The sequence below is a fragment of the Streptomyces sp. NPDC059373 genome (assembly GCF_042751495.1).
Taxonomy (GTDB): Bacteria; Actinomycetota; Actinomycetes; order Streptomycetales; family Streptomycetaceae; genus Actinacidiphila.
This window is the reverse complement of record NZ_JBHYXC010000013.1, coordinates 173903-191412: the sequence shown is the minus strand read 5'-3', so window position 1 is coordinate 191412 and position 17510 is coordinate 173903. Positions and strand designations below refer to the sequence as shown.

15 protein-coding genes and 1 pseudogene are annotated in these 17510 nt (G+C 70.2%); 11 read left to right on the top strand and 5 right to left on the bottom strand.

Translation table 11 applies throughout. The features are described 5' to 3' along the window. Window positions 1-365, bottom strand: a 365-nt coding sequence (locus ACFXJ5_RS20120; RefSeq protein WP_459253988.1) for a carbohydrate-binding protein, incomplete at its 3' end; no start/stop codon positions are given. Window positions 366-1268: 903 nt separating this feature from the next. Between ACFXJ5_RS20120 and ACFXJ5_RS20115 the strand changes: the two genes are divergently transcribed. Genes ACFXJ5_RS20115 through ACFXJ5_RS20100 form a run of 4 tightly spaced genes read left to right on the top strand, consistent with a single transcriptional unit; the run spans window position 1269 to window position 5325 of the window. Then, a complete protein-coding gene (locus ACFXJ5_RS20115) occupies window positions 1269-3782 on the top strand; it encodes an ATP-binding protein (RefSeq protein ID WP_384632404.1) in 2514 nt (837 codons plus the stop codon). Next, on the top strand, window positions 3779-4255 hold the full coding sequence (locus ACFXJ5_RS20110; protein WP_384632401.1) for a roadblock/LC7 domain-containing protein: 477 nt from the start codon (window positions 3779-3781) through the stop codon (window positions 4253-4255). The genes ACFXJ5_RS20115 and ACFXJ5_RS20110 overlap by 4 nt, the downstream gene beginning before the upstream one ends. A 42-nt stretch (window positions 4256-4297) precedes the next feature. Next, window positions 4298-4729, top strand: coding sequence for a DUF742 domain-containing protein (locus ACFXJ5_RS20105; protein WP_384632398.1), 432 nt, complete (start codon window positions 4298-4300; stop codon window positions 4727-4729). Then, window positions 4726-5325: an ATP/GTP-binding protein gene (locus ACFXJ5_RS20100; RefSeq protein WP_384632395.1), complete on the top strand. Its 600-nt coding sequence runs from the start codon at window positions 4726-4728 to the stop codon at window positions 5323-5325. Before ACFXJ5_RS20105 ends, ACFXJ5_RS20100 begins: the two co-directional genes overlap by 4 nt. A 55-nt stretch (window positions 5326-5380) precedes the next feature. On the opposite strand, the gene ACFXJ5_RS20095 is transcribed toward ACFXJ5_RS20100, so the two are convergent. Continuing rightward, window positions 5381-6400 carry a LacI family DNA-binding transcriptional regulator gene (locus ACFXJ5_RS20095; RefSeq protein ID WP_384632392.1) on the bottom strand — a complete coding sequence of 340 codons (1020 nt, stop codon included), beginning with the start codon at window positions 6398-6400 and terminating at the stop codon, window positions 5381-5383. A gap of 252 nt (window positions 6401-6652) precedes the next feature. On the opposite strand from ACFXJ5_RS20095, the gene ACFXJ5_RS20090 reads away from it, so the two are divergent. From ACFXJ5_RS20090 to ACFXJ5_RS20070, 5 genes are all read left to right on the top strand, one after another. Then, entirely contained in the window at window positions 6653-8620 is a 1968-nt protein-coding gene (locus ACFXJ5_RS20090; RefSeq protein ID WP_384632389.1) for a glycoside hydrolase family 127 protein, read from the top strand. A 114-nt stretch (window positions 8621-8734) separates the two neighbouring features. Further along, window positions 8735-9985 carry an extracellular solute-binding protein gene (locus ACFXJ5_RS20085; protein ID WP_384632385.1) on the top strand — a complete coding sequence of 417 codons (1251 nt, stop codon included), beginning with the start codon at window positions 8735-8737 and terminating at the stop codon, window positions 9983-9985. 60 nt (window positions 9986-10045) lie between these two features. Then, window positions 10046-11038, top strand: a complete 993-nt coding sequence (locus ACFXJ5_RS20080; RefSeq protein WP_384632382.1) for a carbohydrate ABC transporter permease — start codon at window positions 10046-10048, stop codon at window positions 11036-11038. 68 nt (window positions 11039-11106) lie between these two features. Continuing rightward, window positions 11107-11868 (top strand): carbohydrate ABC transporter permease, encoded by a 762-nt coding sequence (locus ACFXJ5_RS20075; RefSeq protein WP_384632419.1) that lies wholly within the window; start codon window positions 11107-11109, stop codon window positions 11866-11868. A 147-nt stretch (window positions 11869-12015) separates the two neighbouring features. Next, a complete protein-coding gene (locus tag ACFXJ5_RS20070) occupies window positions 12016-13782 on the top strand; it encodes an RICIN domain-containing protein (protein ID WP_384632379.1) in 1767 nt (588 codons plus the stop codon). Between the two features lie 60 nt (window positions 13783-13842). On the opposite strand, the gene ACFXJ5_RS20065 is transcribed toward ACFXJ5_RS20070, so the two are convergent. After that, complete coding sequence (locus tag ACFXJ5_RS20065) at window positions 13843-14676, bottom strand: ABC transporter ATP-binding protein (protein WP_384632376.1); 834 nt, start codon at window positions 14674-14676, stop codon at window positions 13843-13845. Between the two features lie 3 nt (window positions 14677-14679). Here ACFXJ5_RS20065 and ACFXJ5_RS20060 point away from each other — a divergent pair, with 3 nt between their 5' ends. Further along, window positions 14680-14979, top strand: a complete 300-nt coding sequence (locus ACFXJ5_RS20060; RefSeq protein ID WP_384632373.1) for an FCD domain-containing protein — start codon at window positions 14680-14682, stop codon at window positions 14977-14979. A gap of 263 nt (window positions 14980-15242) precedes the next feature. Next, window positions 15243-15365 (top strand): annotated as a pseudogene (locus tag ACFXJ5_RS20055) (MarR family transcriptional regulator); the annotation flags it as partial. A 248-nt stretch (window positions 15366-15613) separates the two neighbouring features. On the opposite strand, the gene ACFXJ5_RS20050 reads toward ACFXJ5_RS20055, so the two are convergent. Next, on the bottom strand, window positions 15614-16459 hold the full coding sequence (locus tag ACFXJ5_RS20050) for an SDR family oxidoreductase (RefSeq protein ID WP_384632371.1): 846 nt from the start codon (window positions 16457-16459) through the stop codon (window positions 15614-15616). A gap of 66 nt (window positions 16460-16525) precedes the next feature. Next, on the bottom strand, window positions 16526-17290 hold the full coding sequence (locus ACFXJ5_RS20045; protein WP_384632368.1) for an SDR family NAD(P)-dependent oxidoreductase: 765 nt from the start codon (window positions 17288-17290) through the stop codon (window positions 16526-16528). Window positions 17291-17510: the final 220 nt, after the last annotated feature.

Sequence of the window (17510 nt, the reverse complement as noted above, 5' to 3'; positions counted from 1 at the left end):
GTCGTGGAGAACAGCCGGTGGGCCTCGTCGTAGAAGTGGTGCGGGTTGCTGCCCGGGGTGTTGGTGAACGGATAGCTGCCGTAGTACCAGCTATAAGCGTTGGTGAGGGTGAAGTTGGACTGCTTGGTGCCGTTGATGTACAGCGACAGCGGCGCGGTGTAGACCGAGCCGCCCGAGGTGTCGGGGATGCTGTACCGGAAGTCGATCGAGTTCGTCGCCACCGGCGTGGTGAACGTGACGTACTTGCCGGTGCCCTGCAACGTCGTGGCCTTGCGATACGACGCCTCGTCAGCCAACTGACCCTGGGTGTAACTCGGGCCGATCACCGTGCCGTTGGTCGCGGAGTTCTCCGCCTGCACCTCCACGTACGGCAGGCTCGCCCCGCTACCACCAGTGGCAGCAGTCGCCGCCCACGCCGGTTGGACAGCCAGAGCGAAGACGCCGCCGGTAGCCAACAACGCGGTGCTGACCCCCCAGACGAGGGCTCGTCTCAGATCTCGGATGGAATGGAACACTTATTGCTCCTTTCGGCACGAAATGCCAGACCTGCGCCGTGGGCACCGCCGGGTTCGGTGGGACGGGGAAGAAGCGAGGACGCAAGAGATTGACGCAGTACAGGGCACAGCAAGACACCTCGCCGACTCTGTGAGCGGTGGCTGGCGAGGTGGCGCGAGGGCTGGTGTGGACGGGCGGATGACGGGTGGCGGTCGCAAGGGGGACCGTAATCTCCTCGACATCAGTGCGCAATAACTAGACAGAGTTATGCACAAACAAAATTTTTGCCTGCAAGCCCCAAACAAGATCCAATGCGTCACCGCGTGAGTCCGGACAGGGGGTGTCGTCGTCCTGACACGAGGTCACCGCGTGGACGGCCACGGCGCGTGGTGGCTGCCTGCAGAAGCTCGCCGTCGAACGCGCCCCGGCCAAGAGGCCCCCCGGCCAGTCCCCGGGCCCGGTCCAGCGCGGCGATCCCCGTCGGCCATCGCCAGAGGCAAGCGAGGGATTTGACGCAGAAGTTAAGTGACGAGGTCGTTGATGTTTCGGAAAGAAGCGGTAGTCTCCCGGGCAGTTGGCTCAGTGATCGACATCATGCGGTCGGTCGGTCTGCCTTGATCCGCTTCGTCCGGAAACGGTCCCACAAGGACACCAAGTGCCTGGTCAGGGACGTCAACGCCGTCCCCCAACAGCCGGTCCACAACTTCCGGTTGGCTCCCTTTCGGGCGCCGGGGCGTCCCTGATTCCGAGGAGAAGAGACCCAGGAGGGCTTGGTGTCCGTGGACGAGGTGAACGGGCCTGCGCGGCCGGAGCCGGCGCGGCGCGACCTGCGCGGCCGGCGGAGCATGACGGATCGGTGGCCGTTCCGGCGCAAGCTCAACGTGCTGGTCGGCGTGCCGCTGGTGGTGATCTGCCTGCTGATCGCCGATGTGATCACCGGCCTGGTGGGGCAGGCCCGGGACGCCGCCGCGGACGCCCAGTTGGTCCGCGACAGCCGACCGGTCGCCGAACTCGTCGACCGGCTGCAGAGCGAGCATCAGCAGGCGCTGCTGCTGTCGGTACGGTACGAGGCCGCCACCTCCGGCGAGCGCCCCTCGCTCATCGCCTACCAGAAGGCCCAGGCCGCAGTGGACGCCCAGGTCGCCACGGTCCGTGAGAGCTTCGGCGGCCGCCTGTCCACCAACGAGGCGCTGGCCCTCAAGAAGATCGGCGGCCTGGGCGGTCTACGGGCCGGTGTCGAGCAGAGCTACCTGTCCACCGCCAAGATCGACCAGGCGTACCTCTCGCCCGTGGACGGCCTGATCGACGGCCTCGGCCTCGTCCACAACATGCACGACACCATCACCGCCATCCAGCTGGATTCGCTGCTGCACGCGGCAGCCTCCTACAGGTCCTTCGAGACCGCGGTGTTCTCCGCGCAGACCGGCGACGCCAACGCACTGACCGAGTTCGTCAACGCGGTCGGCGACAACAAGCTGTACACCTACCAGACCGCCCGCTTCGGCCGGTTCTCCACCGACGCGCAGCGCACCGAACTCGCCAAGGTCCAGCAGACCCCCGTGTGGAACACCATCCTGTCGCAGTACGCGGGGCTGCAGACCGACCCCGGCGCTCTGCAGATCCAGGGGCCGGAGCAGATACGGAAGGCGTTCGCCAAGGCCCTGCGGGCGTACCCGGACTACCAGACGCAGGCGCAGAACCGGCTGGGTATCACCGGCTCGCTGATCGGCCAGATCGCCGACCGCGTCGACCAGGCGTCCAGCAAGGCGTGGCGGCGGGCCGCCTGGCTGCTCGTCAGCGCACTGCTGGCGTTCGTCGTCTGGCTGGCCTTCTCGGTGGTCATCCGCCGCTCGGTGGTCCGCCCGGTACAGGCCCTCACCGCCGCCGCCACCCAGGTGGCCGAGGTCGCCGGCGAGGAACTCGCCAGGGTGGCCGACGACGACACCGACGACGCGAGCCCACCGCGACTGCGCAAGGTGCCGGTAACGGCACGCGACGAGATAGGTGATCTGGCGGACGCCTTCAACCGCGTTCAGACCGCCGCCGCCGCGCTGCTCGAACGCCAGGTGCTCAGCCGCCGCAACGTGGCCGAGATGTTCGGCAACGTCGGCCGGCGGGTCAGCAATCTGACCGCCCGCCAGCTCGCCCTGATCGACGCCGTCGAGCGCGGCGAGACCAACCCCGACCTGCTCGGCCGCCTCTACCGCATCGACCACCTCGCGGTACGTCTGCAGCGCAACGCGGACAGCCTGATGCTGTTGGCCGGCGTCCGCGAGACAGGGCTGGACGCCGGCCCCATCGCGCTCACCAACGTCGTACGGGCCGCGCTCGGGCAGATCGAGGGCTTCCAGCGGGTCTCGCTGGACGGCGACAGGGATGTCACGGTGGCTCCCGACATCATCGCCGACCTGACCTTGATGATCGCCGAACTCCTGGAGAACGCGGTGGCGTTCTCCCCGGCCCACACCCCGGTCGAGGTGGTGGTGAGCACCGGGGCCGAGGGCGCCCTGATCGAAGTCAGCGACCACGGGCTCGGCATGAGCGAGGAACGGCTCGCGGAGGAGAACTCCCGGCTGATCCGCCGCGAACGCCTCGATCTGGCGCCCACCAAGGTGCTCGGCCTGTTCGTCGTCGGCAGCCTGGCCCGTCGCTGGGGTGTCCGCGTCACCCTGAGCCGTACACCGGGCGGCGGTGTCACCAGCCGGGTGGCGATCCCCTCGGCGCTGCTGCTCGTGATGAGCCCCTTCGCGGAGGACACCGGCCCGGCGCACGATACCGACCGCCCCGGCGCTCGGGACGCCGACGCCGGGGCCGCGCTGCCGCAGCTGTCGTCGGCGGACCCCCGTCCGCCGGCGCCCACGCTCCCCGCGTCGGCGCTCCCGCAGCCTCGGGCCGCGCTGCCGGCCGCCGACGCCGACGCCGACGCCGACGACCACCGGCGTGCCGAACCGGCCCCGCTGCCGCAGCGCGTCCCCCAGCGGCACCATGCCCCGGCGGACCCCGCGGCTGCCGAACCTGCCGCCCAGCACTCCTCCGGTGAACCGGAGGACGGCGAGTCGCGTCCGCTGCACCGCCGGGTGCGTGGCGCCACCCTCCAGGCGACGCTGGGCGAGACCCGGGAACGCCGGGTACCCGAGGCGCCTCGCATCGCCGACGCGGAGGCCGTGCGCTCGGAACTCGACGAGTTCGAAGCAGCCGTGGAACGCGCGCACCGAGACAGCGCCGACACCACGGCCCCCAGCAACGCCCAGCACCAAGCTGGGCTTCCGGAAGGAGCGGAGCAGTGACAACGCCGACAGGTGACACCTCGACCGAGCAGGCCACGCCCGGCGAACTACGGACCGCCGCAGCCGACTTCACCTGGCTGTTGAGCCGTTTCGCCACAGAGACCGCGGGAGTGGTGGACGCCATCGCCGTGTCCTCCGACGGGCTGTTGATCGCGGTCTCGCAGCTACGTGACAGCTCGGACTCCGAGCGGCTCGCCGCCATCGTCTCCGGCATGACCAGCCTGGCGGCCGGTGTCGCGGGCAACTACGGTCTCGGTGGCCTCAACAAGGTGATCATCGATCTGGAGCAGGGGCATGTCCTGGTCTCCGCGATCGGCAGCGGCGCCGTGCTCGGTGTGGTCACCTCCAAGGAGGCCAAACTGGGCAACATCGCGTACGAGATGACCGTTTTCGCCAACCGGGCCGGCGCCGCGCTGAGCCCGCAGCTCGTCCTCGAACTGAAGAACAACCTCGGTTCCAGATCTGCCGGGTGACCGGTACAGGGGAGGAATCCGGGGTTGGGGGAAGGAGGGCCCATGACCGCCGGCGACACGCAAGCCGACGAGGACGCCGTCACGGGCCCGGCCGCCGACCCGGTCGGGCGCGCCCCCGCCGTACGGCCGTTCCTGGTCACCGCGGGCCGGGTGGCGGGCACCAGGTCCGGCACGCCGATGCCCCTGGAGACCCAGGTCGTATCGACCGCGGCGGGCATCGTGGGCATGGAACGGCTGGCCTTCGAGCGGCGCGACATCATCGCCCTGTGCCGGCAGCCGCAGTCGCTCGCGGAGGTCGCGGCCCGGCTGCGGCTGCATCTGAACGTGGTCCGCGTCCTGGCCGAGGACCTGGAGTCCACCGGCGACCTGTCGGTGTACGTACCCGGACCCGATGCCGCCAACGACCTCTCCGTACTGCGCAGGGTTATCGATGGTCTGCGGACCATCCCCGACTCCCGGGAGACACCGCCGTGACACCAACCGATACCGCGGCCCGCGGCCGCGCCCAGCAGACCGCCGACCGGCCGCCGCTGCCGGTCAAGCTGGTCATCGCGGGCGGCTTCGGGGTGGGCAAGACCACGACCGTCGGCTCCATCTCCGAGATCGAACCGCTGACCACCGAAGCGGCCATCACCGAGGTCGCGGCGGGCGTGGACGACCTCAGCCACACGCCGCGCAAGACGACCACCACGGTCGCCATGGACTTCGGCTGCATCACCATCGACCCGACCCTGAAGCTCTACCTGTTCGGCACCCCCGGCCAGGAGCGGTTCGGCTTCATGTGGGACGACTTGGTCGAGGGGGCGCTCGGCGGGCTCGTCATCGTCGACACCCGGCGGCTGGACGACTGCTACGCCGCGGTCGACTACTTCGAGCACAAGCAGATCCCGTTCGTCGTCGCGGTCAACGCCTTCGACGGCAAGGTCGAGCACGACCTGGACGAGGTCCGCTGGGCGCTCGACGTCGCCGACCAGGTCCCCCTGGTCACCTTCGACGCCCGCCGGCGCGGCTCGGTACGCGACGCGCTGCTGGCCGTCCTGGAACTGGCGCTGGAGCGGGCCGGGGGCTGACGAGGGAGTTCGCCCCGGAACGTTCCGTGGCGACCGTCGCCCAGGTCGAAGGGCCTCAGGTGGACTCGCGGACGATGAGACGACTGGGGACGGCGTGCAGGCCGGGCTCGGGGCTGGAGTTGATGGCGTCCAGTAGCCGGAGGGCGGCCGTTCGGCCGATCTCGGTGAGGTCCATGTCGATCGTCGTGAGCGGCGGGCGGGAGGCCAGGGCCATGGTGTCCCAGTTGTCGTAGCCGACGATCGCGACGTCCCCGGGGACGTCCACGCCTTTCTCGCGCAGGGCGTCCGCCACGCCGCGGGCGATCTGGTCATTGCCGCAGAAGAAGGCGTCCGTGTCCGGCTCCGTCCGCAGCACGGCCTCGGCGGCGCTACGCCCCCACGCCTCGCTCCATTCGCCGAAGTGGACCCGGCGGGTCGCGAGCGTCAGCGAGGAGCGTTCCAGCAGTTCGACCGTGTGGCGGGCGCGGTCGCGGGCGGCCGCGTGGTGCGCCGGGCCGGTGACGTGCGCGATGCGGGTACGGCCGGTGGCGAGGAGGTGCTCGACGGCGAGGTGGGCGCCGCCGCGGTCGTCGGAGACCACCGAGGTGTCGGCCGGGTCGGTGGAGGGGGAGAGCGCGTAGACGGTCGGGATCGGATCGATGCCCATCAGGGGAGGGCGGGGGTCCGTACGGCGGCCGGTGACGATGATGCCGTCCACCCGGCGGTCGACGAGGTTGCGCAGGTGGTGCTGTTCCCGGATGGTGTCGCCCCGGGTGTCGCACAGCAGTACGGAGATCTTCCCGGCTCCGAGCGCGTCCTCCGCGCCGAGCAGCACCGGGGTGCTGAAGCGGCCGATGCCGTCCGTGGTCATCAGTCCGACCGTCCAGCTGCGGCCGGTGTGCAGGCTCTGCGCGTGCTGGTTGGGCCGGAAATCGAGCGCCTCGACCGCGGCCAGGACCCGCTGCCGGGTCTCGGGCCGCATCCTCCCGTTGCCGTTCAGCGCCTTGGAGGCCGTCCCCACGCTCACCCCGGCCAGGGAAGCGACATCGGCGAGCTTCGCCCGGCGAGCGGAGGAAGAACGTTCTGCATCGGCCACGAGCAACCCTTTTCCTTTTGACGGTGGCGATGCCCATCCTGGCAGCGTTCCACGCCGCCCGCCAGTCCTGAGGAGCGGGGGGAAAATACTTTCGCACACACCCTTGACCGGCGCCCACAGGCTCTCTAGCTTTCCGGCAGAAAAACGTTTTCCCAATCGGGTCCGGATGGTGGTTGTGCCGCCCTCCGATGCACGGGGGCCTCAACCGCCCTGTGCCGGATCCCGTTCGACCACCGACCTCTTCGGAGAGCCATGCCCCGCACACGATCCGCCCCGCTCGCCACGGGTCCGGTAGGCCTCAGCCCGGGCGCCCGCGCCGCGCTGCTTCCCGCCACCGTTGAGGTGAGCGCCGGGTTCTGGCACATCCGCCGGGAGGTCAACGCGAGCACGTCCATACCGCAGGGCCCCGGGCTGCTGGAGTCCGCCGGAAACCTGCACAACCTACGGGTGGCCGCGGGCTCGGAGCAGGGCGAGTTCCGGGGCGCGTACCCGTTCGTGGACTCCGACGTCTACAAGTGGCTGGAGGCCGCTTCCTGGCAGCTGGCCCAGTCGGCGCCAGGAGAGGGCGGCCCCGAGACCCGCCGGCTCGCCGACGACGTCGATCGGATCATCTCCCTCGTGGCCCGGGCACAGCGGAGCGACGGATACCTCAACACCTGGTTCCAGGTCCGTCATGGCGGCGAGCGCTACCAGGACCTGCGCTGGGGCCACGAGCTGTACTGCGCGGGACACCTGATGCAGGCGGCGGTGGCCCATCACCGGGCCACCGGGAGCGAGGAACTGCTCGATGTGGCACGCCGCTTCGCCGACCACATCGACTCGGTCTTCGGTCCGCCCGGCAGTGGCAAGCCCATCGACGGCGTCGACGGGCACCCCGAGGTGGAGACCGCGCTGGTCGAGCTCTACCGCGAGACCGGCGAGCGGCGCTACCTGGACCTGGCGGGCTACTTCGTCGACCGGTACGGCCATGGCCTGCTGGGCGGTGAGGCGTACTGCCAGGACCGGGTGCCGGTGCGCTCGGCGACCAACGTCGAAGGGCACGCCGTGCGCCAGCTGTACCTGCTGGCGGGCGCGGCCGACCTGGCCACCGAGACGGGCGACGCCGAGCTGCTGGCCGCGTCCGAGCGGATGTGGCAGGCCATGACCACCACCAAGACCCACATCACCGGAGGGCTCGGCGCCCACCACGACGAGGAGGACTTCGGTGACCCGTACGAGTTGCCCACCGAGCGGGCCTACTGCGAGACCTGCGCCGCCATCGCCTCGATCCAGTGGAGCTGGCGGATGGCCCTGCTCACCGGGCAGGCCCGCTACAGCGACCTGATCGAGCGCACCCTGTACAACGGCTTCCTCGCCGGAGTCGCCCTGGACGGCGAGAGCTGGCTGTACGTGAACCCGCTTCAGGTCCGCGACGGGCACACCGACCCCGGCGGCGACCAGTCGGCCCGCCGCACCCGCTGGTTCCGCTGCGCCTGCTGCCCACCGAACGTCATGCGGCTGCTGGCCGGCCTGGAGCACTACCTGTCCTCAACGGACGGGCAGGGCCTGCAGATCCACCAGTACGTCACCGGCCGCTACAGCGGTGACCTCGACGGCGGCACCGCGGTCACCGTGAGCTCCCGCACGGACTACCCCTGGCACGGCGCGATCACCCTGACCGTCGAGGAGACCCCGGCGGACCGGCCCTGGACCCTGTCGCTGCGCATCCCCCAGTGGTGCCGCGAGTACCGGGTGCGGTGCGGCGACCGGACGTACGACCAGTCCGACAGCCGCGTCGAGGACGGCTGGCTGCGCCTGGAGCGCGCCTGGGTGCCGGGCGACCAGGTCGTCCTGGAACTCGGCCTGGAGCCCCGGCTCACCGTGGCTGACCCCAGGGTGGACGCCGTCCGCGGCTGCGTGGCGATCGAGCGCGGCCCGCTGGTGTACTGCCTGGAACAGGTGGACCATCCCGGCGGGGGCCTGGACGACATCGTGATCGACTCCACCCGGCCGCTCGCCGTGAAGGACCGTCCGGACCTGCTCGGTGGCGTCACCGTCGTCGTGGCCGCCGGCCACCGCCGGCAGCTCCCCGCCGCCGGCTGGTGGCCCTACCGGTCTCCCGATGCGGCCACCGATCCCGTGCCGCCGGCCGGTGAGCCCGTCGAACTGACCGCGATCCCCTACTACGCGTGGGCCAACCGCCAGGACGGCAGCATGCGCGTCTGGCTGCCCACCTCCTGACGCAGCCCGCCTGATCCCCACGCCCCGGAGCACCGGCACCCCGCCCGGCAAGCCCCCCACCTCCCCCGCCCATCTCGCGCACCCCGCACCACCCATGACAATGAGGTCACCCCTGTGAGACACGCCCGTCGTTCCCTCATCGCCGCCGCTGTCGTCGTCGGCGCCCTCGTCTCCGCCACCGCTTGCGGCGGCGGTTCCGGTACCTCCTCCGCCTCCTCCGGCAAGCCGTCCAGCTACACCTTCTGGGACCCCTACCCGCAGTTCGACGCCTCTTCGGACTGGGGCAAGCAGGTGGCCCAGTGCGGCACCCAGGCCGGGGTCACCGTCAAGCGCACCGGCTACGACACCACGGACCTGGGCAACAAGGCCCTGCTTGCCGCGCAGCAGGGCAACGCGCCCGACGTGATGCTCGTGGACAACCCGGTCGTCTCCACGCTGGTGGAAGCCGGCATCCTCAACAAGACGAGCGACATCGGCCTGGACACGTCGTCCATACAGAAGAACATCATCGGCGCCGGCACGGTCGACAACGCCGCCTACGGCGTCCCGATCGGCGCCAACACCCTCGCGCTGTACTACAACGCCTCCGTGCTTTCGGCCGCCCACGTCGACCCCGCGTCGATCAAGGACTGGGCCTCCCTGACCGCGGCCCTGAAGAAGGTCAAGGCGGCGGGGAAGAAGGGAATCACCTTCTCCGCGATCGGCACCGAGGAGGGAAGCTTCCAGTTCCTGCCCTGGTTCTGGGGCGCGGGCGGCGACCTCACCAAGCTCAATGCCGGCCAGGGCGTGGCCGCCCTGTCGCTGTGGAAGGGATGGGTCGCCGACGGTTACGCGCCCAATGACGTGCTGAGCAACACCCAGACCACCAGCTGGCAGGAGTTCGCCACCGGCACGTACGCCTTCGGCGAGAACGGCACCTGGCAGCTCGGCAACGCCCAGAAGGCCGGTTTCACCTACGGCGTGATCAGTATCCCGGCGCAGAACGGCGGGGCGGCACCGGTCCCCACCGGCGGCGAGTTCGTCACCGTGCCGATACAGAAGGACACCTCGCGCTACGCCGTCAGCAAGAAGATCGTCACCTGCCTGACCAGCGCCAAGAACCTGCTGGCCACCGACACCACCCTGTCGTACGTCGCCCCCACCGCGGCGGTGCAGACCCAGCAGGTCCAGCAGAACACGCTGCTGAAGCCGTGGGTGGCGGCGGTGGCCGCGGCGCGCGGCCGCACCAGCGGCGGACTGGGCATCAAGTACCCGGTCATCTCCCAGCAGATGTGGGCCGCTGTGCAAGGAGCCCTGTCCGGCGGCAAGAGCCCGCAGGCGGCCCTGGACGCCGCGCAGCAGGCCGCGGCCGCCCACACCGGCTGACACCGCGTCACCAGCGCTGTCGCACGCTCGGACACAGCCAACCCGCCCACAGGAGATCGCATGACCACCGCCAAAGCCGACCCCGTCAGGCGGTCCCAGGCCGTGTCCGCAGCGACCACTGCCCCATCGGCCGACGCCGACCGGCGCGACGCCCAGTCGCGCCGGCGGCGCCAGATCCGGAAGAGCCGGCTGACCGCGTGGGCGTTCATCGCCCCGCTGGCTGTCTACCTGGCCGCCTTCTACGTCTATCCGCTGTATCGCAACCTCGACCTGAGCCTGCGTCACTACACGGTGCGCTCCTTCGTGGACAACAACGCACCCTTCTCCGGCTGGGACAACTTCTCGCAGGTCCTGCACGACCCCACCTTCGGGCCGGCGCTGCGCAACACCATGGTCTTCACCCTGGTGTCGATCCTCTTCCAGTACACGGCCGGCCTCGCCCTCGCGGTCTTCTTCAACCGCCGCTTCCCGCTCGCGGCCACCCTGAGAGCGCTGTTCCTGATCCCCTGGCTGCTGCCGCTGATCGTCTCCGCGTCGACCTGGTCGTGGATGTTCAACAGCGAGTCCGGGGTGATCAACTACCTGTCGCATCTGGCCGGCGTCGGCCCGGTCGACTGGCTGACCTCACCGCACTGGGCGCTGACGTCCGTCATCATCGCCAACATCTGGATCGGCATCCCGTTCAATCTGGTGGTCCTCCACAGCGGTCTGCAGAACATCCCCGCCGACCTGTACGAGGCCGCCGCCCTGGACGGCGCGAACCGCTGGCAGCAGTTCCGGCGCATCACCTTCCCCCTGCTGCGCCCAGTGTCCGCCATCACGGTGCTGCTCGGCCTCATCTACACCCTCAAGGTCTTCGACCTGATCTGGATCATGACCAAGGGCGGCCCGGGTGACGCCTCGTCCACCCTTGCGACCTGGTCCTATCGGCTCGGATTCGGCTCACTGCTCCCGCAGTTCGGCCCCGGCGCGGCCGTAGGCAACATCCTCATCCTCATCGCCCTCGTCTTCGGACTGCTCTACATCCGCGTCCAGAGAAGGCAGGAATCGTGACCTCGCTCCGCACCCGGGCCCGGCGCTCGCCGGGCAGCACCGCCATCGCCCTCCTGCTCACCGCGCTCATGCTCTTCCCGGTGTACTGGATGCTGAACGTGTCCCTCACCCCGCAGCAGGACATGCGCAAGAGCCCGCCCGACCTCTTCCCGCTGCACCCGACCTTCGAGGGCTACCACGCCGTACTGCGCGACCAGCTGCCCTACCTGGCCACCAGCCTGCTCATCGGCGTCGGCACCGTCGCGGTCACCCTCGTGCTCGCCGCCCCGGCCGGGTTCGCCCTGGCGAAACTGCGCCCCGTAGGCGGTGGCGTCCTCAGCCTGGTACTGCTGGTCGCCCAGATGATCCCCGGCATCGTCATGGCCATGGGCTTCTACGCCGTCTTTCTGGGCGGCGGCCTGCTGAACTCCTGGTGGGGACTGATCATCGCGGACTCCACCATCGCCGTTCCCTTCGCCGTCATGATCTTCACGGCGTTCATGTCCGGCATCCCCGGTGAACTCATCGCGGCCGCCCGCATCGACGGGGCCGGGACCTGGCGCACCTTCTGGTCCGTCGTCCTGCCGGTCAGCCGCAACGCCGCGGTGACCGTCTCCCTGTTCAGTTTCCTGTGGGCCTGGTCCGACTTCGTCTTCGCCAACACCCTCGACGGCGGTGGCGACCTGCGCCCGATCACTCTCGGCATCTACCACTACATCGGCAACAACAACCAGGAATGGAACGCGATCATGGCGACCGCCGTCGTCGCCTCCATCCCCGCCGCCGTTCTGCTCGTCCTCGCGCAGCGCTATGTCGCGGCAGGTGTCACCGCGGGCGCGGTCAAGGACTGACCGCAGGCCCGCACGTTCCGCCCGCACTCGTACACCTCTGTACAGCGAGTGCAGCCCCACACCGTCCCGGGCCGGCCGGCCCTCGCCGAACGGCCGGACCGCAGGCCCTGTCCCCCTCTTCCCCACCGTCGTAGGAGAGCCGCACCCATGTCTGATTCGAGACCGCGCAACCGTCAACACCGGCCGCTCGGCCGCACAACCGCCGCCGTCCTGACCGGCGTTCTGGCCGCCGCCGGGGCCCTCACCGGTACGCCCGCCCACGCGGCCCCCACCTCGTCGACGACCCTGGTCGTCAACGCCAACCAGACCCTGCGGTCCGTCACCCACGTCGCCAGCGGCGGCCTCTACGGCCTCGCGACCGCGAGCACCCCGGCCGACAGCCTCGTCCAGCCGCTGCACCCGAACACCTTCGTCCAGATGGCACCGGGCGGCCATCAGCTGCCCAACGGCGAGCCCGCGCCCGCAGGCGACGCCCTGGTCGTCGCCCCCGAGGCGGCCAGGGCCGGCGCCAAGGTCGTCGTCCGGATGCCCGACTGGTACCCCGACTTCCCCTACAAGTGGGTGAGTTGGAGCGACTGGTTGTCCGCCGTCGACACCCAGGTCGGCTCCGTCAAGTCCTCCGGCGCCACCAACATCAGCGCCTACGAACTGTGGAACGAGCCCGACTGGACCTGGGACACCACCAACGCCGGAGCCTTCGACGCCGGCTGGGCACGCACCTTCAAGGAAGTGCGCTCCAAGGACACCACCACACCCATCCAGGGCCCCAGCTACTCCGCGTGGAACCAGAGCTGGATGAGCCAGTTCCTCACCGACGCCAAGGCCGGCAACACCGTTCCCGACATCATCGCCTGGCACGAACTCCAGGGCAGCCAGAACATCGCCGCCCACGTCTCCGCGTACCGCTCCCTGGAGAGCAGCCTGGGCATCAGCCCGCGGCCGATCGCCATCGAGGAGTACGCCGAACCCAGCGAGATGGGCATACCCGGCGCCCTCGTCGGCTACGTCGCCAAGTTCGAGCGGGCCGGCGTCCAGGACGCGGAGCTCGCCTTCTGGAACCACTACGGCACCCTCGGCGACACCCTGACCGACACCGGTGGATCGCCCAACGGCTCCTACTGGCTGTACAAGTGGTACGGCGACATGTCCGGGAACATGCTCACCACCACTCCCCCGGCCCAGACCGGCATCGACGGCGCCGCCTCGCTCAGTGGCGACGGCAAGAAGATCAGCGTCATCTTCGGCGGCGGCACCGGCTCCACCGCCGTCACCGTCAACGGACTCGGCTCCCTGTCGAACTTCGGCAGCACGGTGCACGTAAAACTGGAGTACACCCCCTCCCGCGGCCGGACCACGGCCGTCTCCGCTCCGTTCACCGTCTCCGACGCCGACTACACGGTCAGCAACGGTTCCATCACTGTTCCCGTCGCGATGAACGCCTCCGACGGCTACCACCTGGTCATCACCCCGAGCGGCACCTCCACCTCACTGGCCGGGCGCTACCAGATCACCAACAAGAACAGCGGCCTCGCCCTGGACACCCAGAACGCGGCCACCGCTCAGGGCACCGCCGTCGTCCAGGCCACCTCGACCACCGGCACCGACGAGAACTGGACCCTGGTGTCCGGCGGATCCGGCCTCTACAAGATCGTCAACCAGAAGAGCGGTCTGCTGCTCGGTATCAACGGCATGAGCACCAGCGACGGAGGCACCGCTCTCATCTGGGGCGACAACGGCACCGCCGACCACCTCTGGCAGCTCATCCCGGCAGGCAGCGGCTACTACAAGATCGCCAACTACAACAGCGGTCTGCTGCTCGGCGTCACCAACGAGAGCACCTCCCCCGGCGCCCAGGTCCTCCAGTGGGACGACAACGGCACCGCCGACCACCTGTGGACCCTGACCGGCCGCTGAGACGGCCCACACAGCGGACAGCCCCGCACCCGCCCACCCGGCAGGTGCGGGGCCGCCCGGTCAACTGCCGGGCGTCCTGTCGCCGAGCGGGTAGTGGCAGGCGGTCATCCGGCCGGGGGCCGTCTCCTCCAGGGCGGGGCGCTCGGTGCGGCAGCGGTCCCGGGCGTACGGGCAGCGGGGGTGGAAGGCGCAGCCGGACGGGCGGTCGGACGGATTGGGCACGTCGCCGGTGAGGACGATGCGATCCCGCCGGCCGGCGGGATCGCCGGAACCGTCGTCGATCTCCGGGACCGCGGACAGCAGGGCCTCGGTGTAGGGGTGCGCGGGGGCGGCGTAGAGGGACTCCGCGTCGGCGAGTTCGATGACCTGGCCGAGGTACATGACCGCGATGCGGTCGGACACATGCCGTACCACCCCCAGGTCGTGGGCGATGAACACGTAGGTGAGCCCGAACTCCTCCTGCAGGTCCGCGAAGAGGTTGAGCACCTGGGCCTGGACCGAGACGTCGAGGGCGGAGACCGGTTCGTCGGCGACGATCAGCTTCGGGCGGGTCGCCAGGGCCCGTGCGATGCCGATCCGCTGGCGCTGGCCGCCGGAGAACTCGTGTGGGTAGCGGTCGAGGTGGGCGGCGGACAGGCCGACGACGTCGAAGAGCTCGGCGACGCGGTGGCGTATCTGCGCGGCGCTGCCGTGCCGGTGGACCAGCAACGGCTCGGCGACGATCTCCCCGGCCCGGCGGCGCGGGTTGAGCGAGGCGTAGGGGTCCTGGAAGATCAGCTGGAGCCCGGCGCGTACGGGGCGCAGCCGCCGCGGTCCGAGCGCGGTGATGTCCTGGCCGACTACGCCTCGGCGGCCACCCCCCGCGCCGAACAGCTCGCCGACAGCGCCTTCCACGAGGTGGTCTGCCAGGCCACCGGCAACCCCCAGATCGCCGGCCTCAGCCGCGACCTGCTGACCAAGGTCAGCCTCGGCTTCCCGATCGAGCCCTGGGGGCGGGGTGAGCCGTCGACCTTCCGACGCGCCCTTCGCGAGCACACCGAACTGTACGAGGCCATCGCGGCCGGCGAACCGGACCGCGCGGCGGAACTCGCACGCGAGCACTTCGCCATCACCGCCGGCATGATCCGCGAAGTGCTCACCCGCGGTCTGGCCGACGAAGACCCCGCCACACCGCCCGAGCCGCCCGGCGCCGGGTAGCAAGCGGGGTGCAACCGCCGGCCTGCCACCCCCGGAACGTCCTTCGGGATGCCACGCGAGGCCGCCCAGCGGACGGGCTGCCGCGAGCAGCAGGGCCGCGAAAACGAGCGAGGCTGCGGGTCGCAACGTACGCCGCGTACGTCTTCGCGGCGGCACTGTCTCCACCGGGGACCAGACCGCCCGGATCCAGGAAACCGGCCACGGTCAGATAACCGGAGGCGATCACCTCAGCAACGACGACACCCCCGGCGAAGAGCCTGAAGTTGGCCGTCGGGCCGACGGCGCAACTGGAACTCGCCAGGGCCATCGGGGTGACCCCGAGTGTTGTCGTCGACATGCTCGACGAGCTGGAGAAACTCGACGCCCTGCGGCGCGAGCGGGACACCGCCGACCGCCGCCGCCAGCTCATCGAACTCACCACCGAAGGGCAGAAGTTGCGGCGCGAGGCCGTACTCCTGGCGAAAGACACCGACGAGGAACTGCTGGGCTCACTCGCTGCCGGGGAGGCAGCCGCCCTGAGACGAGAGCTGAGCCAGGTCGCTTCCGCGAGCGGGATCCCTGCCGTCGGACAGCGGCGCAGCCAAGGAAGTGATCACGTCGCCGTCGTACGGGGTCGCGCGTGCCCGGCCCGCGTTCAGGCGCTGGTGTCGTCGTGTGCCAGGTTGCCGCCCAGCTCGCGGGAGGCCTGGGCCTGGGCCAGCAGTTCCCGGGCCTTGGCCTCGACGGCCTCGATGGCGTCCGCGCCGGCGACGAAGCGCAGCGGCGGCTGGTCCTGGTCGGCGATGACCAGCAGGGCCTGGGCGAGCTTGGCGGGATCGCCGGTCTGCCTGCCGTTCATGCTCTTCCAGCCCTCGATCGTCGGGGCGGTCCGTGGGGCGTAGTCGTCGATGGACAGCTCGGGCCAGCTGGTGGAGGCGTCCACGAGCAGCTCGGTGCGGAAGAAGCCGGGCTCCACGACCGTGGTGCGGATGCCGTACGGCTCGACGTCGTAGCGCAGCGACTCCATCCAGCCCTCCACCCCGAACTTGGAGGCGGCGTACGCGACGCAGAACTCCTGACCGATCAGCCCGGCGGACGACGAAATGGTGATGATGTGGCCGTCGCGCTGCCCTCGCATGACGGGCAGGACGGCGCGGGTGACGTTCATCGGGCCGAAGAGGTTGGTCTCGATCTGCCGGCGCATCTGCGCGGGCGAGATCTCCTCGAAGTACCCGGCGAAGAAGTTCCCGGCGTTGTTGACCAGCACGTCGATCCGGCCGAACCGGTCCACCGCGGCCTGCGCGGCTGCCTGCGCGTCCTCCAGGCTGGTGACGTCCAGCTTGGTGACCAGCAGGTTGTCCTGCGGTCCGCCCAGGGTCTTCTCGACCTCCTCGGGGCGGCGGCCGGTGGCGACGACCTGATGGCCGGCCGCGAGAGCCTCGCGGGCGATGTCCGTGCCCAGACCGCGTCCGGCACCGGTGACGAAAATGACCTTGCTCATGGGGGATTCCTTTCGGCGCCCCGACGGGCGCCAGTGGGTGGGGTGATGAGGTGCGACGGCGGCGGGTCAGACCTGGTCGGTCGGCATGATCCACAGCTCGCCGACGGCGGTGTGGCGGGGACGGGTGACCATGTAGGCGACGCCGTCGGCGATGTCCTCGGGGGCGAGGACCTCGGTCCGCTCGTAGAAGGGGTCGATCATCTCGCCTCGGACCTCGGGCTTGTTGTGCGAGCCCAGCTCGGTCGCCACGCCACCCGGCTCGAGGACACCGACGCGCACGTGCCGCTGGGTGACTTCCTGACGAAGGGACTCGGTGAATCCGTTCACCCCGAACTTGGTGAGGTTGTAAACGCCGTAACCGCTCCACGCCACGCGGCCGGCGATCGAGCTGATGTTGACGATGTCCGCGACCCGGCGCGGGCCCTCCTCGGCCGCCGTGAGCAGATGCGGCAGGGCGGCCCGGGTGGTGTACAGCAGGCCCTGGACGTTGACGGCGATCATGCGGTCCCACTCCTCGGCGTCCGCGCCGACGACCGGGCCCAGGAGCATCAGACCGGCATTGTTGACCAGGGTGTCCAGCCGTCCGAACCGCTCGACGGCCTGCTGTACGGCCGCCTCGGCCTGGACGCGGTCGGTGATGTCCGCTTCCACCACCAGCGCGGTGCCGCCCGCCGTGTCGATCTCGCCGGCGAGGTCTTCCAGACGGTCCTTGCGGCGGGCCACGAGCGCGACGGAGGCACCGTGCTCGGCGAGCCGGCGGGCGGTGGCGGCGCCGATACCGCTGCTCGCGCCGGTGACGAGAGCGACGGTGCCGGTCAGTTTCGATGCCATGGGGGTTGTCCTCTTCTCCGGCCGTACGGCGCAGGGGGGCGGGGGCGTCACATCAGGTGAACCAGGGGTCGGCCTGCGCGTGGGATGACCTGAAACGATCGGTGCAGCAGGCCCGCTATCCAGGCAACCACCCGCCGACCACCGTCCGGGCCCCGTACGGGGTGCTGCTCTTCCGGGGGTCTGGCGGCACCCCCTTCCGGAGCCCGGCGAGCCGGGACCC